The following is a 25399-nucleotide window of genomic DNA, read 5'->3' on the forward strand; positions in this document are numbered from 1 at the left end:
GTCGTGCCCTCCCGGTAGTCTCGCCGCGTGGCTCTAGCTCTATACCGAAAGTACCGTCCGGCTACCTTCGCCGAGGTCGTCGGGCAGGAGCATGTGACCGATCCGCTGCGTACGGCGCTGGCCGCCGGGCGCATCAACCACGCCTACCTCTTCTCCGGCCCGCGCGGCTGCGGCAAGACGTCGAGCGCCCGCATCATGGCGCGTTCGCTGAACTGCGCGAAGGGTCCGACGCCGGATCCGTGTGGCGAGTGCAACTCGTGCCGCAACCTCGCGCCCGAAGGCCCCGGCAGCGTCGACGTCACCGAACTCGACGCCGCCAGCCACGGTGGCGTCGACGACGCCCGCGAGTTGCGGGACAGGGCCTTCTACGCCCCGGCGGACTCGCGCTACCGCGTCTTCATCATCGACGAGGCGCACATGGTCACCACGCAGGGCTTCAACGCCCTGCTGAAGATCGTGGAAGAGCCGCCGGAGCACCTGATCTTCATCTTCGCGACCACCGAACCGGACAAGGTGCTGCCCACCATCCGGTCGCGGACGCACCACTACCCCTTCCGGCTGATCCCGCCCAGCTCCATGCGTGAGCTGCTGGAACGCAACGTCGCCGCCGAGGGCGCGCAGGTCGAGCCCGCGGTGTATCCGCTGGTCATCCGCGCGGGCGGCGGTTCGGCGCGGGACACGCAATCGGTGCTGGACCAGCTGCTGGCAGGGGCGGGGCCGGACGGCGTCGACTACTCGCGCGCGGTGTCGCTGCTGGGTGTCACCGACGTCGCGCTCATCGACGGCATGGTCGACGCGTTGGCCGCGGACGACGCGGCCGGCGTGTTCGGCACCGTCGAGAGCCTCGCCGAGGCCGGGCACGACCCGCGCCGGTTCGCCACCGACCTGCTCGACCGCCTGCGCGATCTGGTGATGCTGCGTTCGGTGCCGGACGCCGGTGAGCGCGGGCTGGTCGCCGCGCCGGACGACGAACTCAAGAAGATGAAGGAGCAGGCGGGCAAACTGGAGCCCGCCACGCTCTCGCGCTACGCCGACATCGTCCACAATGGACTCTTGGAGATGCGGGGCGCGACCTCGCCGCGGCTGGTGCTGGAACTGCTGACGGCGCGGATGCTGCTGCCTTCGGTCGCCGAGGGCACCGACGCGTTGCTCGCCCGTCTCGAACGGCTCGAGCGGCGTGCCGCCTCGGCTCCGGCGCCCGTCGCCAGTGGTCCGGCTCCGGCCGCGCAAGCTGCTCCGGCTGCTCCGGCCGCTCCGGTGGCGCAGTCCGCCCCGGCCGTGCCTTCGGGTGAACCCGTCCGAGAGTTCCAGCGGCCGTCGCGACGTCCCGCCGCACCCGCTCAGGAGTCCGCGCCGTCCCCGCAGGCCGCCGCACCGGCACCCCAGCCCGTCGCGCGGCCGGAACCGGTCGCCGAACGGCCCGCCCCGCAACGCCCGTCCGCGCCCACCCCGCCGCCGGCCGCGCCCGCGGCGGCGGCAGCGCCTTCGGATGGCTCGACGGACGTGGACGGGATCCGCGCCCGCTGGCCGCAGGTGCAGGCCGCGATCCGCAAGATCCCGGGCGGCACCGTCACCGGCGCGATGCTCACGCAGGCCAGTGTGGTGAGTGTCGAAGGCAACGCCGTCACGCTCACGCACAACGCGGAACCGGTGGTCCGCAGGCTTTCCGAACCGCTGCACACGGAGCGCATCGCGGCCGCGTTCAAGGCGGTCTTCGAAGACGACTGGCAGATCCGGTGCGTCCACGGCGGCGCGCAGCCCCGGCAGGCCGCCGCTCCCAAGGCCGCGCCGACGTCGTCCGCGCCTGAGCGTTCCTTCACCCGCCGGTCCGCCGAAGCGCCCTCCGCGGCTCCGGCGCCTCCCGCGCCGAAGCCGGAGCCCCAGCGGCCGAAGGTGGTCACGACCGAGCCCGACATCCCGCTCCCGCCCGAGCCGGTCGAGGAGGACGAGGACCTCTACAACGAGGACGCGAGCCCCGCGCCGCCGCCTCCGCCGCTCCCGCCCGAGAAGGATCCGGAAGAGATCGCCCGGAAACTGCTCGCCGACCACCTCAACGCCCGCCCCCTCGACGAACGCAAGTAGTCACCTGGATGCGGGGGTCACCGGGTCAGGGTGACTCGCCAGGCCGGGTGATCGGTGCCGGGGATCGACGTCTTCCCGGAGCTGCCGAAGTCGAAGGCGCTCCCGGCGATGATGTGCTGCACGCTGCCGTCGCCCTTCCGGAACGACCCAGCGGGAACGCACGCCTGCGCGCTCGGATCACCCGGGTAGCGCAGGTTCAGGTCGCCGCCGAACACGGTGCCGGTGCCGTACTTCGCCAGCAGTCCCTTCAGGTCCTGGCACTGCTGTTCGACCGCGGGCCGCTTCGTCGACAGGTGCGTGGTGCACGCGTTGACCGTGCCGAACTTCGCGCACAGGTACGCGCGCTGTTCCGCCCCGCCGTCCTGAGGCCCGAAGTAGCCGCCTTCGCGTGCCTTCACCGCGCCGAGGTCCTGCCTGGCCAGCACGGCGATGCCGTACTCGCCACGCCCTGACGTGCACGGATACGGCGTCGTCCGGCCGTTCTCCTTCTTGCCGACGGGCTGCCACACGACCGTGTAGACCCGGCCCGACTGCGCCTTGACGTCGGCGGCCAGCTTCGTCGTTTCCGACGCGCAGGCCTCGTTCAACGTCACGACGGCCGGGTTCACCGCGACGATCGTGCTCGCCGCCTTCGCCATCGGATTCGTCCCGCCCTGGTCGAAGCATTTCGCGACACCGCTGCGGCACAGGTTCATCTGCAACACCGGGAAGTCCGCCGCCGCCGCGGCGGCGGGGGCGGCCGTGCCGAGGAGCAGGGCGACGGCGGCGAGTACCGATTTCATGGAGAGGTCCCTTCGTGGAGTTCCCCGGTGAGCAGTGCCGTGCCGAGGCGGGTGAGGTGGTGCAGGATGGCGCCGCCCTGCCGGGCGCTGGAGACGAGCCCGGCCTCGCGCAGCACGGCGGCCTGTTTGCTGGCCGTGCCGATCGAGGTGCCGAGGCATGTGGCCAGCTTGCTGGTCGTACGCGGTACGCGCAGCGCCCCGAGGCTCTCGGCGCGGGTCCGGCCGAGAAGCGCCACCAGTTCGGGGGACGTGTCCGCCGGACGGGCGCTCGTCACGCGGGCGGGGTAGAGCAGCACCGGCGGCAGCGCCGGATCGATGAAGGTGACCGGCGTGTTCGCGCAGAACCGGCTCGGGATCAGGGTCAATCCCCGGCCGCCGAGGTGGACGGTCCGCTCCCGGGGGTACGCGACCTCCAGCACCTCGCCGTCCCAGCCGCGCACGCCGGGGATGCCGCGCATCATCGCTCCCGCCCCCTCGGTGGCCAACGTGCGGACGCGGCGGGCGCGATCGGCGGCGACGGTCTCGCGCATGCTGTGCCAGAACGGCGCGATCACCAGTTCGTAGGAGTCGCGCAGGGCGCCGACGACCCCGTGCACCTCCTCGCGATCGCCGTCGGCGAGCCGTTTCACCCAGTGCGGCGCGGCGCCGGTGAACACGGTCCGTAGATCGGCGCACAACCGGCGGCGGGGTGTGCACGCCACCGCTTCGAGCCCGCTTTCGAACGATCCCGCCGAGCCGGGTGGGGTCAGGAAGTCGGGAAAGTTCCCCTTCGGCGGAACCAGCGTGAACAGCGTCTTCAGTGATCGTGCCGCTTCTTCGTTCTGCCGCGCGTTCAGCTGGACTCGCTGACGCCAGGCCGACGGATGGTTCTCCCGCAGTTGATGTGAACCGAGGACCAGTTCCCACAACGGGTCGGGTGCTTCGGCGATCCGGATCCCTTGGAGATCCTCACGATCGAAGATCATGCGCAGAGTCATGCCATGTCCCCCTCAAGACGGCATTTCATTCGCTGGCGGTAACTCAAACGTGCCTGACGCGGCCCGGCAAGCAGTTCGGCCAGATCCGGGAGGGTGAGACGAAAACCCGGCGCTGACCTGCGGGAACGTAGGCGCCTGAGACGTCTCTGGGACGGCAGGCGGCGGCAGGGTTTTCGCTGGAGCGAAAAGGTGTGTCCCCGCGCGCGGCCATCGGTGACGCTTCGTGGGCACCATTCGGGGAGGGCCCATGACAGGTGGAGAGCACGGCCGCGCCTTGGCGGAACTGCTCGTGGAGCTGAAACGGCGTAGTGGCCACAGCTACGAACGGATCGGCGCCAAGGCGCAGCTGAGCCGGTCGACGGTCCATCGCTACTGCAGCGGGGTCACCGTTCCGGTCACTTTCGGTCCGCTGGAACGGATCGCGACGGTCTGCCGGGCCGGACGCGACGAGCGGGCGAAGCTCTTCCGGTTGTGGGAACGCGCGGACGCGGCAAGGGGGAGGGACGCCGCGTCCGCGCCTCCCGTTCCGGCGCCAGGGAAACGGAACCGGATGGGCTGGTGGCCTCGGCGCCTGCGGTGGAAGCGGTCTTGCCGAGCCCCTAGCCCGTTAGGTAGTCCTCGATGGCCTTCGCGATGACTGCCGCGTACTGCTGACGTCCTTCTTCACTCGCCATCGCCGCGGCCTCGGCGGCGTTGCGCATGTTCCCGCATTCGACGAGCGCGGCCGGCCGGGTCGAGAGGTTGAGACCACCGAGGTCGCCGCGCGGGGCGAGCCCGTTCGAACCGAGGTACGTCGACGTCGGGAAACCGCCCGCGCGGATGCCGTCCCGCAACGCCGTCGCGAGTTTCACCGAGGGCTCGCCCTGCTGGGGGTTCAGCGGCGGGGCGGAATAGGCGACGTGGAAACCGTGCGCTCCGGCGGAATTCGAGCCGTCCGCGTGGATCGACACGACGGCGTCCGCCTCGGCGTCGTTCCCGATCGCGGCGCGTTCGTTGACGCACGGCCCGACCCCGGTGTCGTTCTGCCGGGTGAGGACGACGCGGATTCCCTTGGCCACCAAGGCCTGCGAGATCCGCTGCGACACATCCCAGGTGAACGCGTGCTCGGAATAGCCGGAATTCGTCGAGGTTCCGGTGGTGTTGCACGGTTTCGTGTTGCCGCGCCCCGCCGGGACCTGCTTGTTGATCTCGCCGGGCTTGCCGGAGTTCCCGCCGTTGTGGCCGGGATCGAGCACGACGACCTTGCCCGTCTTCGGCTGCCGTGTGCCCGGAGGCGGCTGAGGCGCGCTCGAAGGCGGCGCGCTCGTCGTGGGACTCGGCTGCGGAAGCGTGGTGAAGACCGTGGTGGTCCCCGGAGCGGACGGACTCGACGGCAACGACGCGGGGGTGTCCACCCCGCACGCCGTGAACAGCGTCAAGCCGATCGCCACCATGAGGCCCATCCGTCGTCGCACGGCGCCCACGGTGCCACACGGGTGACGGCTAGGCTGGTAGGCGGCACGGGATTTTCCAGGAGAGGACCGATCGGATCATGGTGCAACCCGGTGGCGGCTTCGACCTGTCGCAGATCATGCAGCAGGCACAGCAGATGCAGCAGAAGCTGGTCGAGGCCCAGGAAGAGCTGGCCAACACGGAGGTGACCGGCACTTCCGGCGGCGGCCTGGTCACCGCGACCGTGTCCGGCGACAGTCAGCTCAAAGCGCTGGCCATCGACCCCAAGGTGGTCGACCCCGACGACGTCGAGACCCTGTCCGACCTGGTCATCGCGGCCGTGCGGGACGCCTCGGCCAACGCGCAGAAGCTCACCGAACAGAAACTCGGCCCGCTCGCCGGCGGTCTCGGCGGCGGGATGCCGGACCTCGGCGGCTTCCCCGGGCTCGGCGGCTAGCTTGTACGAGGGTGTCGTCCAGGATCTGATCGACGAGCTCGGGCGGCTGCCCGGCGTCGGTCCCAAGAGCGCGCAACGGATCGCCTTCCACCTGCTGGCGGCCGATCCCGCGGATATCTCGCGCTTGCAGGAAGTGCTCGGCAAGGTCAAGGAAGGCGTGCAGTTCTGCGAGGTCTGCGGCAACGTCTCGGAACAGGAGACCTGCCGGATCTGCCGCGACACCCGCCGCGACCTCACGGTCATCTGCGTGGTCGAGGAGCCGAAGGACGTCCTCGCCGTCGAGCGGACGCGCGAGTTCAAGGGCCGCTACCACGTGCTCGGCGGCGCACTGGACCCGTTGTCCGGCATCGGGCCGGAGCAGCTGCGCATGCGTGAGCTGCTCGCGCGGATCGGCGGCGCGGAGATCAGCGAGATCATCATCGCGACCGACCCGAACACCGAAGGCGAGGCGACCGCGACGTACCTCGTGCGGATGCTTCGCGACTTCCCCGGCTTGTCCGTGACGCGGCTGGCGTCGGGGCTGCCGATGGGCGGCGACCTGGAGTTCGCGGACGAGCTGACGCTGGGGCGGGCACTTTCGGGCCGGCGGGCTCTGTAGCTCCTCGCGCACTGTGACGGCCGCGAGGAGCTCCTGCGGACCCTGAAGTCACTCACGAAACGCCATGAACGGTCCGTTACTTGCAAATTTCGCAAGTAACGGACCGTTCATGGCGCGTGAAGGGGCTTTCGGGCGCGTCAGGTCCGAGACCGCGCCCCAAGTGTCATGAAAGGGTCATTCAGGACAAAAAACGTCCTGAACGACCCTTTCATGACATCCGCGAGGGGCCGAGCGAAGCGTCAGCAGTAGCCCAGGCGAGCCAGCGTGTCGACGATGATCTCCGACGGGTGGAACTTGTCGACCCAGGACTCACCGCGGCGGTTCTGGTAGGTGTCGAGGAAGTTCTGCAGCTTGTCCCCGCGCATCTCGGTCAGCACGACGGTCTCGCCCAGGTGCTGCGGCGTCTCGGTGCGCTCGCGGTGCACGGCGCACGGCAGGCCGAGGTAGTAGCACTCGGCCGACAGGCCGCCCGAGTCGGTGACGACGTATTCGGCGCGCGCGACCAGCGGCAGGAACTTCAGGTACCGCATCTTCGGCTGGATGATGAAGTTCTTCTCGTCGAAGAGGTTCGCCAGGCCGAGCGAGCGGATCTTCTCGCGCTCGGGCGCGCCCGCCATGTAGAGGATCGGCATCTGCTTGCTCTGCTCGCGCAGGATCTCCAGCGCCTCGCGGTACTTGTCCGCGCGCGAGACCAGCTCGAAGCGGTGCAGGGTGGCGAGGCCGAACTTCTCCGGCAGGCCCTCGACGTCGAGCGGGCCGTTGATGGCCATCCGCATCGCGTCGATCGCGGTGTTCGCCTCGGTGTCGACGACGACGCCGCGTGCGTTGCGGAGGTTGTTCACCTCGCGCGCGCTCGGCGCGAAGTGCATGTCGACGATCTTCGCGGCGATCTTCCGGTTCAGCTCCTCCGGCAGCGGCGACATGATGCTGCCCGACCGCGCGCCGGCCTCGACGTGCCCGACCCGCGACTTGAGAATCCGCTTCCCGATGAGCGAGCCGTACGGCGTGGTGAACGTGTCACCGTGCACCAGCACCAGCGGCGGACGGCCGTCCTCGACCAGCGCGGCCTTCAGTTCGGCGCGGCGGCTCCACGCGGTGCGCAGCACCTGCGCGGCCCAGCCCGGCACCTGCGCGGGCGACTCCAGGTTGTGCGCCTTCTCCTTCGGCACCAGCCAGACGTCGGGCTCGGGGAGGTTCAGATCGGCGAGAACGTCCGAGACCTCGTCGACGTGCTGGGCGGTGAACCAGATCTTCGGCCGGACCCCGCGTTCGAGGATGCCGTGGTAGACCGGCGCGATTTTGATCAGTTCCGCCGTGGTGCCGAGAATGAAGGAAATCACCGGAACAGCCATTCTGTCGGGGTCTGCGGTGCCCGAAGGATACTGGTGGGCCGCGCAAGGTAACCTCGCCGGGGTGAGTGCGAATTCGCTCCTCCCGGCCCTGTCCGTGGTGATCCCGGTCTACAACGAGCAGAACTGGATCGACCGCAGTGTGGGGGCGCTGATCGCGTCGGCACAGGCGGCGAGCTGGCCGGTCGAGGTCGTCGTGGTCGACGACGGCAGCACCGACGGCACCGGCGGCAAGCTCGCCAAGCTGCAGGAGCTGTACGGCATCACCGTGCTCACCCAGCCGAACAGCGGCCGGTTCGAGGCACGCCGGGCGGGCATCGCGAAGGCGTCCGGGCGGCAGATCCTGCTGCTCGACAGCCGCGTGATCGTGGACTCCGGCTCGCTCACCTTCCTCCGCGACCAGCTCGCGGACCATCCGGAACGCACGGTGTGGAACGGTCACGTCAACGTCGCGTCCGAACACAATCCGTATGCGGGATTCATGGCCGGGCTGGTCAAGATCCCGTGGCGCCGTTATTGCGCGAACCCGCGGTTGATGTCCTTCGGTATCGAAGAGTTCGACGTCTTCCCTAAAGGCACGGGATTCTTTTCCGCGCCGAAGGACGTTCTCGAGGATTCGTCCAACGCGTTCGAGTCGCTCTTCGAAGACGTCCGTTTCGCCAGTGACGACACGGGTGTTCTGCGCTGGATCGCCGAACGGCACCGCATCTTCCTCGCGCCCGGCTTCTCCGCGACCTACCACGGCCGGGATTCGTTCAAGAAGTTCATCGGCCAGTCGTATTTCCGCGGCACCACGTTCGTCGATTCGTATCTCGCGTCGCCGGGGCCCGCGCGCAACGGACTGTTCGCCGCCATGGCCGTCGGAGTGCTCGGGCTCGGTGTCGCCGCGAAGCGTCCGAAGACCGCTGTCGCGCTGGCCGCCGCGGGTTCGACGGCCGCCGGCTTCGCGGTGACGAAGTTCGGCGCGACCAAGGCCGAGGCCAAGGCGGTCGCCCAGCTCACCCCGGTGTTCGCCGCCGGCTTCGGCGCCGGAGCGCTCCGAGGCCTCTTCATGGCACTGCGGGCCCGGCTGCGGCGATGAGCAGCACGGTGAGCAGCGAAAAACTGGCGAAGGACATCGGGAAATCCGCCGGGCGGATCGGCGTCTACCTGCTGATCGCGATCGCCCTCGGCTACGTCCTCACCGTCGTCTGGGGCCGGACGCTCTCGCAGGCCGACAACGCCGTCCTGCTCTCCTTCTGGGGCATGTTGATGGGGCTGGGCGCCGCCCTGTCCCCGCTCGAGCAGGAGATCTCGCGTCAGTCCGCGCACGCCGCGCTCGACGGCCGCAAGGCGGGCCGCCCGGCGGTGATCGCCTTCGCCACCAGCGCGATCGCCGTGGTGCTCGTCGGACTGGTCACGCTGCTGCCGCCGATCACCGACAAGGTCTACGGCGGCCAGTTCGCGCTCGCCGTGATCGTGCTCGCGGGCGGGCTTTCGTTCGCCTTCCAGTTCGCCGCGCGCGGTCTGCTGATCGGCCAGGACCACGTCCGGTCCTACTCGTGGCTGATCCTGGTCGAGGCCGCCGTGCGGATCCTGGTGGTCGCCGCGCTGGTGGTCGCCGGGCTCACCCAGGTCTACTGGTTCGCCATCGCCGCCGCGACCGGTTCGTTCGCCTGGCTGCTCTTCGCTCGTGGTGCCGCCAAGCTGGTCGATCCCAAGCTCGAAGCCGACGCGCCCGCGAGGCCGATCGTCAAGAACATGCTGATGCTCCTCGCGGGCGCCGGGCTCACCGCGAGCGTCATCACCGGGTACCCGGCGCTGGTCAGCCTGCTCGCTCCCGGTGGCGACAAGGACAAGCTCGGCGTGCTCTTCCTCGCCCTGTTCGTGGCCAGGACGCCGCTCACGCTGATGGCGCCGGTCCAGGCCCTCGCGGTGCCGACCGTGGTGCGCCTGTCGAGCACCGAGGAGGGCAAGCACCGGCTGCGGAAGCTGCTCGCGCTCGGCTCGATGGGCGCGCTGGCGCTCGGGGCGCTCGGCGCGCTGATCGGCTGGCTGATCGGCCCTTGGGCGGTGCGCCTGGTCTACGGCGCCAAGAACGACCCCGAGGCCTGGTGGATGGCCGGACTGGTCTGGTCCTCGGTGCTGCTGGCCGCGATGCAGCTGCTCGCCGCCGTCCTCGTCGCGCAGGCCAAGGCCACGAAAGTGCTGATCACCTGGGCGGCCGTCGTCGTCGCGACCGCGCTGGTCCTGCTGTTCTTCCCGGGCGACACCGTCGTGCGCGCCGTCGTCGGCCTCGCCGCCGGACCGACCGTCGGCCTGCTGGTCGTCATGGCGTTCGTGGTGCGCGGCACGCCCGGGCCGGGCAACGCGCGGCCTTCCGAAACGTCTCGATAGTGTGGCGGCGCCATCGCGCGCCGCGAACTTCGGTGGCGTTCCTGACGCCGAATAGGGTTGGACAGCGAATTCGATGAACGTTCTTTTGGTCTTGCTGGCGTTCTGGCTGCCGGGGCTCGTCTTCGGCGGCGCGATCAGGCTGCGCGGCTGGACCCTCGCCGCCGCGGCCCCGCTGCTGACCTTCGGCCTCGTCGCCATCGGCATCCCGATCCTCGGCCGCTTCGGCATCCGCTGGACGATGCTGAACGTCGGCCTGTGGGTGCTGCTGCTGTCCCTCGTCGGCTTCGGCCTTTCGTTCCTCGTGCTCCGCTTCACCGCGAAGCGGCACCCCGAGTGGGCTGAGGACGAAGACGACGACGAGACCAAGCGCTCCCTGCGTGACCACCTGCTGATCGGCGCCGGTGTGGTGGTCGGCCTCGGCGTCGGCCTGGTCACCTTCCTGCGTGGTTCGCACAGCCTGGAGAACGTCCAGCAGGGGTGGGACGCCCCGTTCCACGGCAACCTGGTGCGCTGGATCGCCGAGCACGGCGACGCGCGCGCGTCGACCGTCGGCACCATCGCGAACCTGCCTAACCAGCACGACTACTTCTACCCGGACACCTACCACGCGCTGCTCGCCCTGATCTTCGGCAAGGGCGGCCTGACGATGATGCCGACGCTGAACCTGGCGGCGCTCATGGTCGTGCTGACCGTCCCGGTCGGCGTCGCGGCGATGTGCCGCGCCTGGCGCATGCCGGTCCTCGCGACCGCCGCCGCCGCGGCCGTGTCCACCTGGTTCACCGCGTTCCCGTACGACTCGCTGTGGCGCGGCCCGCTGTGGCCGTACGTCGCCGGGGTGGCGCTCGTCCCCGCGATGCTCGCGCTCGCCCGCCTGCTGCTCAAGCCGAACGGCATCGCCGGACCGGTCGCGATCGGCGTCGGCGTCGCCGGGCTGGCCGGCCTGCACACCAGCCTGATCTTCGTGATCATGGTCTACTTCCTGCTGATCCTGCTCGCGGTGCTGTTCCGCTTCGAGAAGATCGACTGGCGCCGGAGCGCGGCCTCCCTGGTGGCCACGATCGGGGTCGCGGTCGTCCTCGGCGTGCCACAGGTGCTGCCCGCGCTCTACAACGCGGGCGGCGTGACGAGCGCGTTCTGGGCATCGGAGACCAGCGTGTCCGGCGCGCTCGGGCAGACCATCACGTTCTCGCCGATGGCGTCGTTCCCGCAGTGGTGGATCGGCATCCCGGCGATCATCGGTGTGTTCTTCCTGGTCCGGCACCGGCGGATGCTCTGGATGGTCGGCGCGTACGTCGTACTCGGCGGCCTGTTCGCCGCGACGATCTCGCTGGAGACCCCGCTCATCCACACCCTGACCGGCGTGTTCTACAACGACCACTGGCGGATCGGCGCGCTCGTCCCGCTGGCGGGCGCCGTCGCGTTCGGCGAGTTCGTGCACACCACGTCGGGCAAGATCGCGGAGAAGCTCGGCGAGCGCAGGCCCGGCCTGAACCCGGTCACCGCGGCCATCGCGGGCGCGGTGGTGGTCGGCCTGGTCGTCACGGTGCTGAGCAAGGGCGGCTACATCGGCCGTAACTCCGCGCGGCTCGCGATGAACTACGGCGAGGGCCCCTCGGTCAGCAAGGGCGAGGAAGCGGCCTACGCCTGGCTCGGGAAGCACGTCGTGCCGGGCGAGCGCGTGATGAACGACAAGGCCGACGGCTCGGTGTGGATGTACGCCCTTTCGGGGGTTCAGCCGGTCGAGTGGACCAACTACGGCGCCGAGTTCACCACCAAGGCGGGCTGGCTCAGCGTCTTCCTGAACGACATCAACCGCGAGCCGCGCGTGCGCGAGGCGCTCACCGACCTCAAGGTGCGTTACGTGCTCGTCGGCAAGGGCAAGGTGGCCCCCAACGCGCAGTCCGCGGTGGGTCTCCAGCGCCTCGACATCACTCCGGGTTTCAAACGCGTCTTCCACAACCTCGACGCGTCGGTTTACGAAATCGAAGGTCAGCAAGGTGTGGTCGCCGATGGCGCGCCCGCCGGGTCCGACACCGCTCACGGCCAGTAAGAAGATAGAGTGATCCAGTGTCCAGTACGTCCGTGACCACCCGCCGCGTACTCATCGTGATGCCCGCGTTGAACGAGCAGGCCAGTGTCGGTGCGGTCATTTCCCAGGTCAAGCAGTCCTTGCCGGGCATGGACGTGCTGGTCGTCGACGACGGCTCGTCCGACGACACGGCCAACCTCGCCCGCGCGGCGGGCGCGGAGGTGGCCCGCCTGGCGGTGAACCTCGGCGTCGGCGGGGCGATGCGCACCGGCTTCCGGTACGCGGCCGCCCGCGGCTACGACGTCGTCGTGCAGGTGGACGCGGACGGTCAGCACGACCCCGACGAGGTCGCCGCCCTGCTGGACGCGCTCGACGACGCCGACATCGCGATCGGCTCGCGGTTCGCGGGCAAGGGTTCGTACAAGGCGAGCGGCCCGCGGAAATACGCGATGGTCGCGCTCTCGCTCGTTTTCTCCCGGCTCGGGAAGACCAAGCTCACCGACGTGACCTCCGGGTTCAAGGCGATGGGCCCGCGCGCGATCAAACTGTTCGCCGCGTACTACCCGGCCGAATACCTCGGCGACACGGTCGAATCGCTCGTGATGGCGATCCGCGCCGAACTGAAGATCAAGGAAATCCCGGTGATCATGCGCGAACGGGCGGCCGGAACGCCGAGCCATTCGCCGGTGAAATCGGCCGTCTACCTCGGCCGCGCCGGACTCGCCCTGCTGCTGGCGCTGGTGCGCCGCCGCCCCGCCGTCGACTCGTCGGATTCGGCGTAAAAGGAGCTGATTATGGCTGGCTGGCGCATTCTCAGCATCGTCGTCGCCTGTCTCGTGCTGTTCGTCGTCCTCGAGATGATGCGACGGCGGAAACTGCGGGAAAAGTACGCGGGTGTTTGGCTCGTCCTCGCCGTCGGTGTGGTCGTGCTCGCCCTCGTTCCGCAGGCCGCCGACTTCCTGGCCCGGGTAACCGGCGTTCAGACGCCGTCGAACTTCGTATTCCTCTTGGCCGGTGTGGTGCTCGCACTGGTCGCCCTGCATCTGTCGACCGAGGTCGGGCATCTCGAAGAAGAGGTCCGGACCTCCGTCGAGGAGATCGCGCTGCTCCGCTGCGAACTCGCCGACGCCCAGCGTGACCTGGAAGAACGCGTCGCCGCGCTCGAAGCGAGGACGGCCGCGCCCGACAACGTCAAAGGGCTCCCCGAAGTGAGCCCCGCACGCGCACGCTGATCGACGCCCTTTTCGCGGCCCCGCCGAGGTTGGGCGCCGTCCGCGTGCTCACCGTCGACGGCCCGTCCGGCTCCGGGAAGTCCACGCTGGCCGGGAAGATCGTCGCCGAACTCGCCGGCCGCGGCATCCACGTCGCGCTGGTGAGTACCGACGAGTTCGCCACCTGGGACGAGCCCGTTTCATGGTGGCCGCGCCTGGAAACCGGGGTACTGGAACCGTTGCGCGCGGGCAGGCCCGGCCGCTACCGGCGGGTGGACTGGACCAGCGGCACCCCTCGACCGGGTGAAGAAGCCGAGATCCCGGTCCCCGATGTCCTGGTGCTGGAAGGCGTTTCCAGTGGCCGCGCACGGATCCGGCCGTCGTTGTCGCTGCTGACCTGGCTCGACGGCGGGAACGAGGCCGAACGCCTCGACCGCGCGACGGGCCGCGACGGCGAGGAATCCCGTGTGGACCTGCGGCGCTGGCAACTGTTCGAACGCGGGTGGTTCGCCGTGGACGGGACCCGTGCCGCGGCGGACCGGGTGATCACCTCGCGCGAGTGGTGAGCCGGTGCCGGATGGCGGTCTCGCGTGACTGGACGGACTCGGTGATCGCCACGTTCTTCCCACAGGCACCAGTGGTCACGGCGGCTGCGCGTGAAGGACCCCTTCCCTCGGCTCAGCCGAGGAAACTCGACCTTCACACCTTGCCGAGGTACGTGAAGGGCTCCTTCCCTACCTTGAGGGTAGGGAAGGAGCCCTTCACGTCATGCCGGGCCCAGCTCAGCCGAGCCGAGGCAGGAACGCCACCTTGAGCCTCAGCACTACAGCGCCTTCACGCGCAAACCCCAGTACATGAAGGACCCCATCCTTGCGCCTAGGTACAGCAAGGAGGCCTTCACGGACTTCAGGACCCCGGCGCGGCACCTTTGTGCGGGTAGGCCTTACCACTTGCGAGAGGGACCCGATACCCACGGATGTCCTGTTTTGTCAGTGACCCATTGGTAGTAGCGGTAAGCACCCATTTGAGTCAGTGACCCGGCACTCTGCGCGTTAGTGGTCCGAAATTGATTACACTCCGTCCAGAATTGCGGACACTTTGCGGTCGTATTGGCCGTCGTGTAGCGCGATCGTAACCTCGCGTGCTTAAGTGCGGGCTGAGTTCCCGCTAGTGTCGGCGAGCACACCGATCGTCCGCGGAGTTCGAGTTTCGATCGATCGACGCCGACGGTGCCTAAACACCGAATATCTCCTCAAGGGGTGCCAGATGCAGCAACTGCGGGTGACCCGAGCACGCCGTGTGGCCCTGATCGGGCTTGCCGGCGCACTCGCGGTCTCCATTTCCGCCTGTGCCGAATCGAAGCGTGAAGAAGGCGCAGGGGGTGGCTCGGGAGGCACCATGGTCTTCGGGGCCGCCGGTAACCCGAAGACGTTCGACCCGCTCTTCAACGACGACGGTGAAACCTTCCGCATCATCCGCCAGATGATGGACACGCTGATCATGAACAAGCCGGGGACCGCGGACCTCGAGCCGGGTCTGGCGGAGAAGTGGGAAGGCAGCAACGAAGGCAAGACCTGGACCTTCACCCTGAAGAAGGGTGTGAAGTTCCACGACGGCACCCCGTTCAACGCCGAAGCGGTCTGCTTCAACTTCAACCGCATGTTCAACATGAAGGGCGCCGCCGCCCAGAGCCAGATGATCTACTACGGCGACGTCTTCGAGGGCTTCGCGAAGAACGAGGGCGACGCTTCCGGCGACCCGGTGTTCAAGGACTGCCAGGCCAAGGACGAGTCCACCGCCGTCCTGAACCTGAACAAGGCCAAGGGCGCCTTCCCGGCGGCCTTCACCCTTCCGTCGCTGTCCATCCAGAGCCCGGACGCGCTGAAGAAGTACAACGCCGACGCCGTCACCCAGAGCGGTGACTCGTTCTCCTACCCGGAGTACGCGCTGAAGCACCCGACCGGCACCGGCCCGTTCAAGTTCGAGAGCTGGGACCAGGCCAAGGGTGAGATCACGCTGGTCAAGGCCACCGACTCGCCGACCCAGACGGCCAAGCTCGACAAGCTGGTCTTCAAGGTCATCCCGGATGAGAACGCCCGCAAGCAGGCGCTCAAGGCCGGCGACATCCAGGGCTACGACTACCCGTCGCCCGCGGACTACGGCCTGCTGCGCAACGACGGTGAGCAGGTGCTCATCCGCCCGTCGTTCAACATCCTGTACCTGGGCATCAACCAGAAGAACAACCCGAAGCTGAAGGACCCCAACGTCCGCAAGGCGCTGGCGTACGGCCTCAACCGTGAGCAGTTCGTGAAGTCGAAGCTCCCCGAGGGCGCCGAGACCGCGACGCAGTTCGTGCCGAAGGCGATCGACGGCTACAACGAGAACGTCACCAAGTACGACTACAACCTTCAGAAGGCGAAAGACCTGCTGAAGGCGGCCGGCGCCGAGGGCATGACCCTCAAGTTCTACTACCCGACCGAGGTCACCCGGCCGTACATGCCGAACCCGGCCGACATCTTCACCTCGCTGTCCGAGGACATGAAGGCCATGGGCATCAAGGTCGAGCCGATCGCCAAGCCGTGGAACGGTGGCTACAAGGACGACGTCCAGAAGGCGGGCAAGCACGACGTGCACCTGCTCGGCTGGACCGGTGACTACAACGACGCCGGTAACTTCGTCGGCACCTTCTTCGGCCGCGAGAAGGCGGAGTTCGGTTTCAGCAACCCCGAGCTCTTCACCGCCCTCTCCGCCGCGGAAGACGCGCCCGCCGGTGCCGCGCACACCAAGGCGTACCAGGAAGTCAACAAGCAGATCATGGAATACCTGCCCGCCATCCCGATCTCCTACGGCCCCCCGGCGATCGTCGTCGGCCCGAAGGTGAAGGGTCTGGTCGCCAGCCCGCTGACCGACGAGCGCTTCTACACCGTCACGGTCAACTGATCCACCACCACTAAGCCACCAGGGGGTGGGCGCTACCGCGCCCGCCCCCTGTGGCCCATTCCCGGGCTGGCAACAAAGGAACGCACGTGCTCCGTTTTCTCGTGCGTCGGCTGCTACAAGCGATACCGACGCTCTTGATCCTGTCCATTTTGATCTTCGCCTGGCTCCGGTCCCTTCCCGGCGGCCCCGCCGGCGCCCTGCTGGGTGACAAGGCGACCCCGGAGAAGATCGCCGACCTGAACAAGCTCCTCGGCCTCGACGACCCGATCTTCGTCCAGTACTTCAAGTTCCTCGGCCGGGCGATCACCGGCGACTTCGGCAACTCGCTGGTCTCCGCCCAGCCGGTCATGTCGGAGATCGGGAACTTCCTTCCCGCCACCCTCGAGCTCGGCTTCTGCGCGATGCTCATCGCGGTGGGCTTCGGCATCCCGTTCGGCTACCTGTCCGCCCGCTTCCGCGGCGGGACCGTCGACAACGTCATCATCGTGCTGAGCCTGGTCGGCGTCGCCGTGCCGGTGTTCTTCCTCGGCTACATGATGCAGGACCTGCTGGCCGCCCCGCTGGGACTTCCCTCGCAGGGCCGTCAGATGGCGGGCCTCGACGCCACCACCGTCACCGGATTCGCCGTCCTCGACGGCATCATCACCCAGGAATGGGACGCCGCCTGGGACGCGATCGCCCACCTGATCCTCCCGGCGTTCGCGCTGGCCACGATTCCGCTCGCGGTCATCGTGCGGATCACCCGGGCGTCGGTGCTGGACGTGCTGAACGAGGACTTCATCCGCACGGCCAACTCGAAGGGCCTGACCCAGCCGGTCGTCCGGCGCCGTCACGTGCTCCGCAACGGCCTGCTGCCGGTGGTCACCGTCATCGGTCTCCAGACCGGCGCGCTGCTCGGTGGCGCCGTGCTGACCGAGCGGGTGTTCAACTTCCGCGGCCTCGGCTTCCTGCTCGCCGAAGGCATCGAACGGCGTGACTACCCGCGTCTGCAGGCGCTGCTGCTGTTCGGCGCGCTGGTCTACGTGCTGGTGAACATGCTGGTCGACGTCTCGTACGGGCTCATCGACCCGAGGGTGCGTGTCCGATGAACACTTTGCTGAACAAGAAGAAGGAGCCGATCGACAAGCTCGCGGCTTCGTCGGCGAAGGGGCACAGCCTCGGTGGCGAGGCGCTGCGCCGGATGATGCGGAGCCCGGTGGCCATCACCGGCGCCGTGATCACCGGACTGTTCCTGCTCGTGGCGATCTTCGCGCCGCTTCTGGCGCCGAAGGATCCCTACGAGCGGTATCTGCAGGGCCAGGTCATCCTCGGCCAGGGCATCATTCCGGGCGCTCAGCCCGGTTTCCCGCTCGGTGTCGACGACTTCGGCCGCGACTACCTTTCGCGGCTGCTGGTCGGCGCGCAGAACACGCTGCTGGTCGGTGTGCTCGCGACGATCATCGGCGTCGTGGTCGGCATGATCATCGGTGGCCTCGCCGGTGCCTTCGGCGGCTGGGTCGACACCGTGCTGATGCGGCTCGTCGACGTCATGCTGTCCGTGCCGTCGCTGCTGCTGGCGATCTCGGTCGCCGCGCTGTTCCAGAAGCCGAGCCAGTGGACGGTGATCGTCGCGGTGTCGATGGTCAGCGTGCCGATCTTCGCGCGGTTGCTGCGTGGGTCGATGCTCGCGCAACGGAACAGCGACCATGTGCTCGCGGCGACGTCGCTCGGCGTCAAACGCAGGGCGGTCGTGTTGCGGCACATGCTGCCCAACTCGCTCGGCCCGGTCATCGTGCAGGCCACGCTGACCCTGGCGACCGCCATCCTCGAAGCGGCGGCGCTGTCGTTCCTCGGTCTCGGCGACCCGGACCCGAACCGGGCGGAATGGGGCATCATGCTGAGCCGCAGCGCTCGGCAGTTCCTCGACATCCGCCCCGAGCTGGCGTACTACCCGGCCATCGCGATCATCATCGTCGCGCTCGGGTTCACGCTGCTCGGCGAGTCCTTGCGGGAAGCCCTCGATCCGAAGAACAGGCGGTGATTTCTGATGGCACTCCTCGAAGTACGCGATCTCAAAGTCGTTTTCCAGCGGCGCGGTGAGAAGCCGTTCACCGCGGTGGACGAGGTCAGTTTCGACGTCGAACCCGGCCAGACGGTCGGCCTCGTCGGCGAATCCGGTTGCGGCAAATCCGTGACCTCGCTGGCGATCATGCGGCTGCTCGCGAAACGCGGCAACCACGTCAGCGGTTCGGTGTCGTTCGAAGGCACGGATCTGCTCAGCCTGCCGGACAAGGAAATGCGGGACCGCCGCGGCCGCGACCTCGGCATGGTGTTCCAGGATCCGCTGTCCTCGCTGAACCCGGTCATCCCGATCGGCCTTCAGATCACCGAGGTGCTGGAGCGGCATCGCGGGATGTCGCGCAAGGCGGCGTCGGTGGAGGCGGCGGAACTGCTGGACAAGGTCGGCATCCCCGACCCGGCACGGCGGCTTTCCGAGTACCCGCACCAGCTTTCCGGCGGGATGCGGCAGCGCGCGCTGATCGCGATCGCGCTCGCCTGCCGTCCCCGGCTGCTCATCGCCGACGAGCCGACCACCGCGCTCGACGTGACGATCCAGGCGCAGATCCTCGCGCTGCTGCGGGAACTGGTGCAGGACACCGGGACCGCGCTGATCATGATCACGCACGACCTCGGTGTCGTCGCCGGGCTCTGTGACGAGGTCAACGTGCTCTACGGCGGCAAGATCGTCGAGCGGGCGGAGCGGCACTCGCTGTTCGCCGAGCCTCGGCACCCGTACACGCACGGCCTGCTCGCCTCGATCCCGCGGCTCGACGCGGGCCGCGGCGAGAAACTGATCCCCATCAAGGGATCCGTCTCCGACAACATCCCGTGGGACGGCGGTTGCGCCTTCGCGCCCCGCTGCCCGAACGCTCTCGGCGTGTGCCGGGAGGTTTCACCGCAGCTGACCCCCGATCGCGGTGGACTGCTGCGCTGCCACAACCCGGTGATCCCGGCCGTGGCCGCACGAGGAGGGGCCCGATGACGCACGCGGTACCGGAGCAGGAAGTACTGCTCGAGGTCAACGACCTCAAGGTGCACTTCCCGATCAAACGCGGCATCGTCTTCGACCGCACGGTCGGGTACGTGTACGCCGTGGACGGCGTCGACCTGGCCATCCGCAAGGGTGAAACCTACGGTCTGGTCGGGGAATCCGGCTGCGGGAAGTCCACTTTGGGCAGGGCGATCCTCCGGCTGACCGAGCTGACGAACGGCAACGTCGTCTTCGACGGCACCGACGTCGCGGGCCTCAAGGGCGAGGACCTGCGCAAGGCTCGCCGCCGGATGCAGATGGTGTTCCAGGACCCGATGTCCTCTTTGGACCCTCGGCAGTCGGTGGAATCCATTCTGACCGAAGGAATGAAGGCGCACGGCCTCGCCGACGACAAGGAGACGACCGCCAAGCGGCTGCGCGAACTCCTCTCCGCCGTGGGTCTTCCGGAGTCCTCGCTGCGGAAGTACCCGCACGAGTTCTCGGGCGGCCAGCGTCAGCGCATCGGCATCGCGCGGGCGCTCGCGGTCGAGCCGGACCTGATCGTCGCCGACGAACCGGTGTCCGCGCTGGACGTCTCGGTGCAGGCGCAGGTGGTCAACCTCCTGGAAGATCTGCAGACGAAACTCGGGCTCACCTACCTGGTGATCGCGCACGACCTCGCGGTGGTGCGGCACATCTCCGACCGCATCGGCGTGATGTACCTCGGCTCGCTGGTCGAAGAGGCCGACGCCGACGCGCTGTACGAGAACCCGCTGCACCCGTACACGCGGGCGCTGCTCTCGGCGATCCCCGTGCCGGACCCGGTGGTGGAAGACAGCCGGGAGCAGATCCTGCTCGCCGGTGACCTGCCCTCGCCGGCGCGGCCGCCGTCCGGCTGCCGGTTCCACACGCGGTGCCCGTGGAAGCAGCAGAGCCTGTGCGACACCGACCGCCCGCAGCTGCGGGAGATCGGCGCCGGGCACCGGGTCGCCTGTCACTACGCGGAGGACATCCGCGACGGCCGGATCAAGCCGCACGAGGTCAAGGCGGAACTCGTCGGCGCCGGAGACCTGAACCCCGACGTCGGCGGACTGCCGGACGTCGGCTCGGCGGCGGAGATCCTCTAGCTCCAGCGAAGTGAAGCGCGTGAAGGCCCCCTTCCCTCGGCTCAGCCGAGGGAAGGGGGCCTTCACGCGCACCCGCAAGCAGGTGACGAATTGCGGCACGCGCGACCAGGCAAAAGCGGCCGCCTTCGGGCAGACTCGTGTCATGCGGGTCACAGTGCTGGGTGCGTCGGGGCGGACGGGGATCCACGTGGTCCGGCTCCTGCGGGGGCGGGGCCATCAGGTGCGTGCGGGGTTGCGCAGCCGTCGCCGCGCGGAGGAGGTCGCCGGTCTCGGCGCCGAAACCGTGGTCGCGGACGTCACCGCCGATGCGGACGACCTCGTCGAGGCGCTCGCCGGTTCCGAGGTGGTGATCAGCGCGATCGGCGCGCCCGATCCGGATCAGGCCTCGGTCGATCTCGTCGACCGCGACGGCGTGATCACCGCGATCCGCGCGGCGGAGAAGGCGGGTGTCTCGCGGTTCGTGCAGCTTTCCGCGCAGTTCGCGGACGCGCCGGATCAGGGCGATCGGCTGGTGCGGTCGATCCTGATGGCGAAGCAGATCTCCGACAGTGTCCTGCGCCGTTCGAGCCTGAACTGGACGATCGTCCGGCCCGGCACGCTCACCGACGACCATCCCACCGGCCACGTCAAGGTCGCCGGTCACCTCGAACCGGGCCGCGTCTCCCGCGCGGACGTCGCCGCCGTCCTGGTCGGCACGCTGGAAGAGCCGCTCACCCAGAACCAGGGTTTCGACGTCATCGGCGGCGAGATCCCGATCCCGTCGGCGCTGGCCTCGTGGTCGTGAGTGGCAAGTGTCGTTCTAACCCTCTTTACCACTCACGACCCCTCGCGAACTACGCAAATCGGGCACCTTGACCTTCTCCTCCGCAAAACCGTTCGCGGGAGCACTCAGGCCCGAGGTAGGTTCGCCGCCATGTGTGCTTCCGCGTTCACCAGGACCCGCCGCGCCTAGCGGCGGATCCCCAGCGTCCAGCAAGGAACCGCCGCCCGAGCGAGTCATCGCCGGGCCCGCCTCGTGCTGCCCGGCTCACCTCGAAGCCGCGGAGATCCCTTGCGCACACAACGTCCTGGCCGTCATGAACTCGGCCAGAACTTCCTCATCGACCGGAACACCATCGAAACCGTGGTGCGGCTCGTCGCAGTCACCGAAGGGCCGATCATCGAGATCGGACCTGGCGACGGCGCGCTGACCCTGCCCCTGCAACGGCTGGGCAGGCGGCTGACCGGCGTCGAAATCGACGACCGCCGCGCCGCGAGGCTGGCGGGCCGCGTCGAGCCGCCGACGGAGATCGTCACCGCGGACTTCCTGCGGTTCACCCTGCCGTCGTCGCCGTACGTGCTGGTCGGCAATCTGCCGTTCCACCTGACCACCGCGCTGCTGCGGCGCGTCCTCACCACTCCGATGTGGACGGACGCCGTGCTGCTCACGCAGTGGGAGGTGGCGCGCCGCCGCGCGGGTGTCGGCGGCGCGACCATGATGACCGCGCAGTGGTGGCCGTGGTTCGAGTTCCGGCTGGTCAGCAGGGTCCCGGCGACGGCTTTCCGGCCTCGGCCCGGCGTCGACGGCGGGCTGGTGACCATGACCCGCCGGGAGTGTCCGCTCGTCGAAGACCGCGAGCGCTATCAGGATTTCGTGCGGCGCGTGTTCACCGGCCGGGGCCGGGGGATCGCGGAGATGCTGGGCGCGTCCCGCGCGACCCGGCGCTGGCTTCAGGAGGAGCGGGTCCCGCCGACGGCCCTGCCCAAGACCCTCACCGCACGCCAGTGGGCTGAGGTGTTTCGGCTTCAGGGAGGAAGTCCGGCTCGCGCACGCGGCGTTTCGCCGAACCGAACAGGACCCCGCCGATGACCACGGCCGCCGCGACGATCTCCAGCGGCGACGGCCGCTCGTCCAGCACCAGGAACGCCATCGACAGCCCGACCACGGGCACCAGCAGGGAGAACGGCGCGACCACGCCCGCCGGATTGCGGCGCATCAGCGACGTCCAGATCCCGGAGCCGACGATCGTGCCGAACAGCACCACGTAGGCGAGCCCGCCGAGGCCGATCAGGCCGGTCGGGGTACCCAGCGTGCTCAGCGAGTGCCCGATTTCGGCGGGGCCCTCCATGACCAGCGACAGCGCGAACATCGGCAGCGGCGGCACCACCGACATCCAGAGGACGAAGTTCAGCGGATTGTCCGGTGCCGCCTGCCGGGTGCTCAGGTTGCCGAACGCCCAGCTCAGCGCGCCGAGCAGGGTCAGGATCACCGGCAGCAGGGCGGCGTTCCCCGCCTGCTGCCAGGCGATCGTCGCCATCCCGGCGACGGCGAGGAGTATCCCGGCGAGCTGCCGCCTCGACACCCGTTCCCGCAGGAAGACGGCGCCGAGCAGGACGGTGAACGGGGCCGAAGCCTGCAGCACCAGCGACGCGAGACCGGTCGGCATGCCGGTGTCCATCGCGATGAAGAGGAACACGAACTGCCCGGTGCCGAACCCGAGCCCGTAGCCGAGCAGGTGGCGGATCTTCACCTTCGGCCACGGCACGAACAGGATCGTCGGGATGGCGATGACCGCGAAGCGCAGCCCGCCGGCGAAGACGGGCGGGAACTGGCCGAGGGTGGCGTGGATGGCGAGGAAGTTGCAGCCCCAGAGGACGGCGACGAGCAGGGCGAGCAGACGATCGCGGGCGGGCATGTCTTCACTCTTACGGGTAACGACCATTTAGGACCAGCGAGAATATTTGCAGCGACTGTTCAGTTCGGCTTCACATATGCTGGCGGTATGGACATCGGCCGGTTGCGGACCCTGCGGGAGTTCGCCGACCGCGGCAGCGTGACGGCGGCCGCGAAGGCGTTGCACTGCACCCCGTCCGCGGTTTCCCAGCAGCTGCGCGCCTTGCAGAGTGACGTCGGTCTCGCGCTCACGGAACCCGCCGGGAGGGGGCTTCGGCTGACCGACGCGGGCCGCGCGCTGGTCGCCCGCGCGGACGACGTGCTCGCCGCCCTCGAACGCGCGGAGTCCGAATTGGACACTTACCGCAGCGCTCCGCGCGGCCGCGTGCGGATGGCGATCTTCCAGTCGGCCGGGCTGATGCTGCTGCCCGGCCTGCTGCACCGGACCGCGGAGTTCGACGGACTGGACGTCATCGTGCGCGACGTCGACATGACCCCGCCGGAGGTCCCCGGGCTCGTCGCGGATTACGACATCGTGGTGGCGCACCGGGACGAGCACGCGCCGTCGCTCGGCTCGGACCGGCTGGAGACGCGGCATCTGCTGCGCGAACCGCTCGACGTCGCGCTCCCCGCGGGGCATCGGCTCGCGAAACGGCGCCGCATCGAGCTCGCCGAACTGGCCGACGAACGCTGGATCAGCGTCAACGCCGGCTTCCCGGTCGACGACATCCTCCAGTCGCTGATCATCCGCACCGGCGTGCGCCCTCAGATCGTCCAGCGCATCAACGATTTCCGCATCACCGAACGGCTCGTCGCGGCCGGGCACGGGATCGCGTTGCTGCCTCGGTACACAATGGACACTCGTCGCGGCAGCGGTCTCGTCTGCCGTCCGCTCGCCGGGATCAAGGCGGCGCGGCACGTCGAGGCGGTCTACCGGCTCGGCGCGTCTTCGCGGCCGGCAGTGGCGAAGGTGCTCGACGCGCTCGCCGACGAGGTCGCGGCGCTCACGGGCGAGCGTGACTCTTCAGATGGTCCAGCGCGATCCGGAGCGCGTCGGCGATCGGCGTGATGTCGTGCCGCACGTGGGCCATCAGCAGACCGCCCTGGACGCAGGCCATCGCGGCCTGCGCGAGCCTGGCCGGGTCGGCGTCGTCGACGAGCTTTCCCTTTGCTTGCAAGGACTTCAGTCCGCGTTCGAGATGTGACTCCCATTCGCGGTAGGCCTTGTCGAGCAGCGGCGCCATCTTGGGGTCGTCGCCGAGTTCGCCGGTGAGGTTGCCGAGCGGGCAGGCGATCGGTCCCTTGGGGGTGGTCTGGATGGCCAGGATCTCCTGGGCCCACTGGTCGAAGTCGGCCCAGTCGTGCAGCTCGAAGATGGTCGGCTGGTTGCCGAGGATCTTCTCCAGGAAGCGGGCGATGACCGCTTCGACGAGCTCGTCCTTGTTCTTGAAGTAGTGGTACATCTGCGATTTCCCGGCGCCGCTGGCCGCGAGCACCTTGTCGACACTCGTCCCGGCCACGCCGTTGACGTACATCAGCTCGGCGGCCGCGTCGACGATCGCGTCCCGAGTCATCCGCCCTCGCGGGGTCTTCGCCGGTTGACCGCTCATGTACCGGATAGTACAGTCGACCACACTGTACCGATCAGTACAATCAAAGGAGCCGACCATGGGGGATCTCGACACCGACCTCGCCGAGCTGCGGAACTCGGTCGCGAGCCACGTTCCGGCGGAGATCGCCGAGGTACTCGAGGCCGACCGCGAAACGTTCGTCGGGGTGGTCGCCGAGGCGGCCGCGAAGCCGGGGACGGCGATGCCGGAGCTCACGCTGCCGGACGCCGGCGGCGATCGGATCCGGGTCGCGGACGGGCCCGCGGTCGTCGTGTTCTATCGCGGCGCGTGGTGTCCGTACTGCAATCTGGCCTTGCGCACGTACCAGCAGGAACTGTTGCCGGAGCTGGAAAACCTGGGCGTCAAACTGGTCGCGGTCAGCCCGCAGCTGCCGGACGACTCGCTGTCCACAAAGGATCTTGAGTTCGCCGTGCTGTCCGATGTGGACAACGCGCTCGGGCGTGCACTCGGCATCACGTTCCGGTTGGCGCCGGAGACGAAGCCGGCCTTCGACACGCTCATCGGCGACGTCGAGAAGATCAACGGGGCGGCGGACTGGGAGCTGCCGTACCCGACCGTCCTGGTCGTGGACGGCGAAGGCGTCATCCGCTACATCGACGTGCACCCGGACTACACCACCCGCACCGACCCGGCCGACATCCTGGCCGCCGTGAAGGCCCTCTGACCGGCGCAAGTAGTCCTCTGGTTGCGGGTTGTGCGGGCGTCGCACGTGAGATGAAGGGGCCTTTCATAGCAAAATTTGCTAT

Annotated in this window: 25 protein-coding genes; 19 read left to right on the forward strand and 6 right to left on the reverse strand. The window is 68.8% G+C overall.

The features are described from left to right. Positions 1-27: 27 nt before the first annotated feature. On the forward strand, positions 28-2082 hold the full coding sequence (locus DMH03_RS06765; protein WP_125791069.1) for a DNA polymerase III subunit gamma and tau: 2055 nt from the start codon (positions 28-30) through the stop codon (positions 2080-2082). 17 nt (positions 2083-2099) lie between these two features. Here DMH03_RS06765 and DMH03_RS06770 read toward each other — a convergent pair whose 3' ends face one another. Both DMH03_RS06770 and DMH03_RS06775 read right to left on the reverse strand, forming a co-directional pair. Continuing rightward, positions 2100-2864: an endonuclease/exonuclease/phosphatase family protein gene (locus tag DMH03_RS06770; RefSeq protein WP_125791070.1), complete on the reverse strand. Its 765-nt coding sequence runs from the start codon at positions 2862-2864 to the stop codon at positions 2100-2102. Then, on the reverse strand, positions 2861-3841 hold the full coding sequence (locus DMH03_RS06775) for a helix-turn-helix transcriptional regulator (protein WP_125791071.1): 981 nt from the start codon (positions 3839-3841) through the stop codon (positions 2861-2863). Before DMH03_RS06775 ends, DMH03_RS06770 begins: the two co-directional genes overlap by 4 nt. Positions 3842-4088: 247 nt before the next feature. Here DMH03_RS06775 and DMH03_RS06780 point away from each other — a divergent pair, with 247 nt between their 5' ends. Continuing rightward, complete coding sequence (locus DMH03_RS06780) at positions 4089-4478, forward strand: helix-turn-helix transcriptional regulator (RefSeq protein WP_125791072.1); 390 nt, start codon at positions 4089-4091, stop codon at positions 4476-4478. Here DMH03_RS06780 and DMH03_RS06785 read toward each other — a convergent pair. Continuing rightward, entirely contained in the window at positions 4441-5283 is an 843-nt protein-coding gene (locus DMH03_RS06785; RefSeq protein WP_125791578.1) for an N-acetylmuramoyl-L-alanine amidase, read from the reverse strand. The two genes, DMH03_RS06780 and DMH03_RS06785, sit on opposite strands and share 38 nt — an antisense overlap. Positions 5284-5372: 89 nt before the next feature. Here DMH03_RS06785 and DMH03_RS06790 point away from each other — a divergent pair, with 89 nt between their 5' ends. Then, positions 5373-5729 (forward strand): YbaB/EbfC family nucleoid-associated protein, encoded by a 357-nt coding sequence (locus DMH03_RS06790; protein ID WP_125791073.1) that lies wholly within the window; start codon positions 5373-5375, stop codon positions 5727-5729. Between the two features lies 1 nt (position 5730). After that, positions 5731-6327, forward strand: coding sequence for a recombination mediator RecR (recR, locus tag DMH03_RS06795; protein WP_125791074.1), 597 nt, complete (start codon positions 5731-5733; stop codon positions 6325-6327). 239 nt (positions 6328-6566) lie between these two features. On the opposite strand, the gene DMH03_RS06800 is transcribed toward recR, so the two are convergent. After that, positions 6567-7679, reverse strand: coding sequence for a UDP-N-acetylglucosamine 2-epimerase (locus DMH03_RS06800; RefSeq protein WP_125791075.1), 1113 nt, complete (start codon positions 7677-7679; stop codon positions 6567-6569). Positions 7680-7740: 61 nt separating this feature from the next. Here DMH03_RS06800 and DMH03_RS06805 point away from each other — a divergent pair, with 61 nt between their 5' ends. From DMH03_RS06805 to erm, 13 genes are all read left to right on the forward strand, one after another. After that, positions 7741-8757: a glycosyltransferase family 2 protein gene (locus tag DMH03_RS06805; protein WP_125791076.1), complete on the forward strand. Its 1017-nt coding sequence runs from the start codon at positions 7741-7743 to the stop codon at positions 8755-8757. Next, the gene (locus DMH03_RS06810) at positions 8754-10052 is read left to right on the forward strand and encodes a hypothetical protein (RefSeq protein WP_125791077.1); all 1299 of its coding nucleotides are present in this window, start codon (positions 8754-8756) and stop codon (positions 10050-10052) included. The genes DMH03_RS06805 and DMH03_RS06810 overlap by 4 nt, the downstream gene beginning before the upstream one ends. Positions 10053-10125: 73 nt before the next feature. After that, positions 10126-12102: a DUF6541 family protein gene (locus DMH03_RS06815; RefSeq protein WP_125791078.1), complete on the forward strand. Its 1977-nt coding sequence runs from the start codon at positions 10126-10128 to the stop codon at positions 12100-12102. Positions 12103-12119: 17 nt separating this feature from the next. Further along, positions 12120-12863: a glycosyltransferase family 2 protein gene (locus DMH03_RS06820; RefSeq protein ID WP_255431231.1), complete on the forward strand. Its 744-nt coding sequence runs from the start codon at positions 12120-12122 to the stop codon at positions 12861-12863. 12 nt (positions 12864-12875) lie between these two features. Continuing rightward, on the forward strand, positions 12876-13313 hold the full coding sequence (locus DMH03_RS06825) for a DUF2304 domain-containing protein (RefSeq protein ID WP_125784962.1): 438 nt from the start codon (positions 12876-12878) through the stop codon (positions 13311-13313). After that, the gene (locus tag DMH03_RS06830) at positions 13310-13858 is read left to right on the forward strand and encodes a uridine kinase (RefSeq protein ID WP_125791079.1); all 549 of its coding nucleotides are present in this window, start codon (positions 13310-13312) and stop codon (positions 13856-13858) included. The genes DMH03_RS06825 and DMH03_RS06830 overlap by 4 nt, the downstream gene beginning before the upstream one ends. 832 nt (positions 13859-14690) lie before the next feature. Further along, the gene (locus DMH03_RS06835) at positions 14691-16232 is read left to right on the forward strand and encodes an ABC transporter substrate-binding protein (protein WP_125791080.1); all 1542 of its coding nucleotides are present in this window, start codon (positions 14691-14693) and stop codon (positions 16230-16232) included. Positions 16233-16318: 86 nt separating this feature from the next. After that, on the forward strand, positions 16319-17320 hold the full coding sequence (locus DMH03_RS06840) for an ABC transporter permease (RefSeq protein ID WP_125791081.1): 1002 nt from the start codon (positions 16319-16321) through the stop codon (positions 17318-17320). Next, positions 17317-18252 carry an ABC transporter permease gene (locus DMH03_RS06845; RefSeq protein WP_125791082.1) on the forward strand — a complete coding sequence of 312 codons (936 nt, stop codon included), beginning with the start codon at positions 17317-17319 and terminating at the stop codon, positions 18250-18252. Before DMH03_RS06840 ends, DMH03_RS06845 begins: the two co-directional genes overlap by 4 nt. Before the next feature lie 6 nt (positions 18253-18258). Next, positions 18259-19254 carry an ABC transporter ATP-binding protein gene (locus tag DMH03_RS06850; protein WP_125791083.1) on the forward strand — a complete coding sequence of 332 codons (996 nt, stop codon included), beginning with the start codon at positions 18259-18261 and terminating at the stop codon, positions 19252-19254. After that, positions 19251-20369, forward strand: coding sequence for an ABC transporter ATP-binding protein (locus DMH03_RS06855; protein WP_125791084.1), 1119 nt, complete (start codon positions 19251-19253; stop codon positions 20367-20369). Before DMH03_RS06850 ends, DMH03_RS06855 begins: the two co-directional genes overlap by 4 nt. 142 nt (positions 20370-20511) lie before the next feature. After that, complete coding sequence (locus DMH03_RS06860) at positions 20512-21153, forward strand: SDR family oxidoreductase (protein ID WP_125791085.1); 642 nt, start codon at positions 20512-20514, stop codon at positions 21151-21153. A gap of 267 nt (positions 21154-21420) precedes the next feature. Further along, the gene (gene erm / locus DMH03_RS06865) at positions 21421-22218 is read left to right on the forward strand and encodes a 23S ribosomal RNA methyltransferase Erm (protein WP_125791086.1); all 798 of its coding nucleotides are present in this window, start codon (positions 21421-21423) and stop codon (positions 22216-22218) included. Here the strand turns inward: erm and DMH03_RS06870 are convergent. After that, positions 22121-23044, reverse strand: a complete 924-nt coding sequence (locus tag DMH03_RS06870; RefSeq protein WP_125791087.1) for an EamA family transporter — start codon at positions 23042-23044, stop codon at positions 22121-22123. The genes erm and DMH03_RS06870 overlap by 98 nt on opposite strands. Positions 23045-23131: 87 nt before the next feature. On the opposite strand from DMH03_RS06870, the gene DMH03_RS06875 reads away from it, so the two are divergent. Next, positions 23132-24091, forward strand: coding sequence for a LysR family transcriptional regulator (locus DMH03_RS06875; protein WP_125791088.1), 960 nt, complete (start codon positions 23132-23134; stop codon positions 24089-24091). On the opposite strand, the gene DMH03_RS06880 is transcribed toward DMH03_RS06875, so the two are convergent. After that, the gene (locus DMH03_RS06880) at positions 24027-24632 is read right to left on the reverse strand and encodes a TetR/AcrR family transcriptional regulator (protein WP_370310664.1); all 606 of its coding nucleotides are present in this window, start codon (positions 24630-24632) and stop codon (positions 24027-24029) included. The genes DMH03_RS06875 and DMH03_RS06880 overlap by 65 nt on opposite strands. A gap of 58 nt (positions 24633-24690) precedes the next feature. On the opposite strand from DMH03_RS06880, the gene DMH03_RS06885 reads away from it, so the two are divergent. Continuing rightward, the gene (locus DMH03_RS06885) at positions 24691-25317 is read left to right on the forward strand and encodes a peroxiredoxin-like family protein (RefSeq protein ID WP_125791089.1); all 627 of its coding nucleotides are present in this window, start codon (positions 24691-24693) and stop codon (positions 25315-25317) included. Positions 25318-25399: the final 82 nt, after the last annotated feature.

Source organism: Amycolatopsis sp. WAC 01376, assembly GCF_003947415.1.
Taxonomy (GTDB): Bacteria; Actinomycetota; Actinomycetes; order Mycobacteriales; family Pseudonocardiaceae; genus Amycolatopsis.

Coding starts and splice junctions, on each gene's coding strand:
- DMH03_RS06770 (WP_125791070.1), bottom strand. CDS start 2,864: ATGAAATCGGTACTCGCCGCCGTCGCCCTGCTCCTCGGCACGGCCGCC.
- DMH03_RS06775 (WP_125791071.1), bottom strand. CDS start 3,841: ATGACTCTGCGCATGATCTTCGATCGTGAGGATCTCCAAGGGATCCGG.
- DMH03_RS06780 (WP_125791072.1), top strand. CDS start 4,089: ATGACAGGTGGAGAGCACGGCCGCGCCTTGGCGGAACTGCTCGTGGAG.
- DMH03_RS06785 (WP_125791578.1), bottom strand. CDS start 5,283: ATGGGCCTCATGGTGGCGATCGGCTTGACGCTGTTCACGGCGTGCGGG.
- DMH03_RS06790 (WP_125791073.1), top strand. CDS start 5,373: ATGGTGCAACCCGGTGGCGGCTTCGACCTGTCGCAGATCATGCAGCAG.
- DMH03_RS06800 (WP_125791075.1), bottom strand. CDS start 7,679: ATGGCTGTTCCGGTGATTTCCTTCATTCTCGGCACCACGGCGGAACTG.
- DMH03_RS06810 (WP_125791077.1), top strand. CDS start 8,754: ATGAGCAGCACGGTGAGCAGCGAAAAACTGGCGAAGGACATCGGGAAA.
- DMH03_RS06815 (WP_125791078.1), top strand. CDS start 10,126: ATGAACGTTCTTTTGGTCTTGCTGGCGTTCTGGCTGCCGGGGCTCGTC.
- DMH03_RS06825 (WP_125784962.1), top strand. CDS start 12,876: ATGGCTGGCTGGCGCATTCTCAGCATCGTCGTCGCCTGTCTCGTGCTG.
- DMH03_RS06835 (WP_125791080.1), top strand. CDS start 14,691: ATGGTCTTCGGGGCCGCCGGTAACCCGAAGACGTTCGACCCGCTCTTC.
- DMH03_RS06845 (WP_125791082.1), top strand. CDS start 17,317: ATGAACACTTTGCTGAACAAGAAGAAGGAGCCGATCGACAAGCTCGCG.
- DMH03_RS06850 (WP_125791083.1), top strand. CDS start 18,259: ATGGCACTCCTCGAAGTACGCGATCTCAAAGTCGTTTTCCAGCGGCGC.
- DMH03_RS06855 (WP_125791084.1), top strand. CDS start 19,251: ATGACGCACGCGGTACCGGAGCAGGAAGTACTGCTCGAGGTCAACGAC.
- DMH03_RS06860 (WP_125791085.1), top strand. CDS start 20,512: ATGCGGGTCACAGTGCTGGGTGCGTCGGGGCGGACGGGGATCCACGTG.
- DMH03_RS06870 (WP_125791087.1), bottom strand. CDS start 23,044: ATGCCCGCCCGCGATCGTCTGCTCGCCCTGCTCGTCGCCGTCCTCTGG.
- DMH03_RS06875 (WP_125791088.1), top strand. CDS start 23,132: ATGGACATCGGCCGGTTGCGGACCCTGCGGGAGTTCGCCGACCGCGGC.
- DMH03_RS06880 (WP_370310664.1), bottom strand. CDS start 24,632: ATGAGCGGTCAACCGGCGAAGACCCCGCGAGGGCGGATGACTCGGGAC.
- DMH03_RS06885 (WP_125791089.1), top strand. CDS start 24,691: ATGGGGGATCTCGACACCGACCTCGCCGAGCTGCGGAACTCGGTCGCG.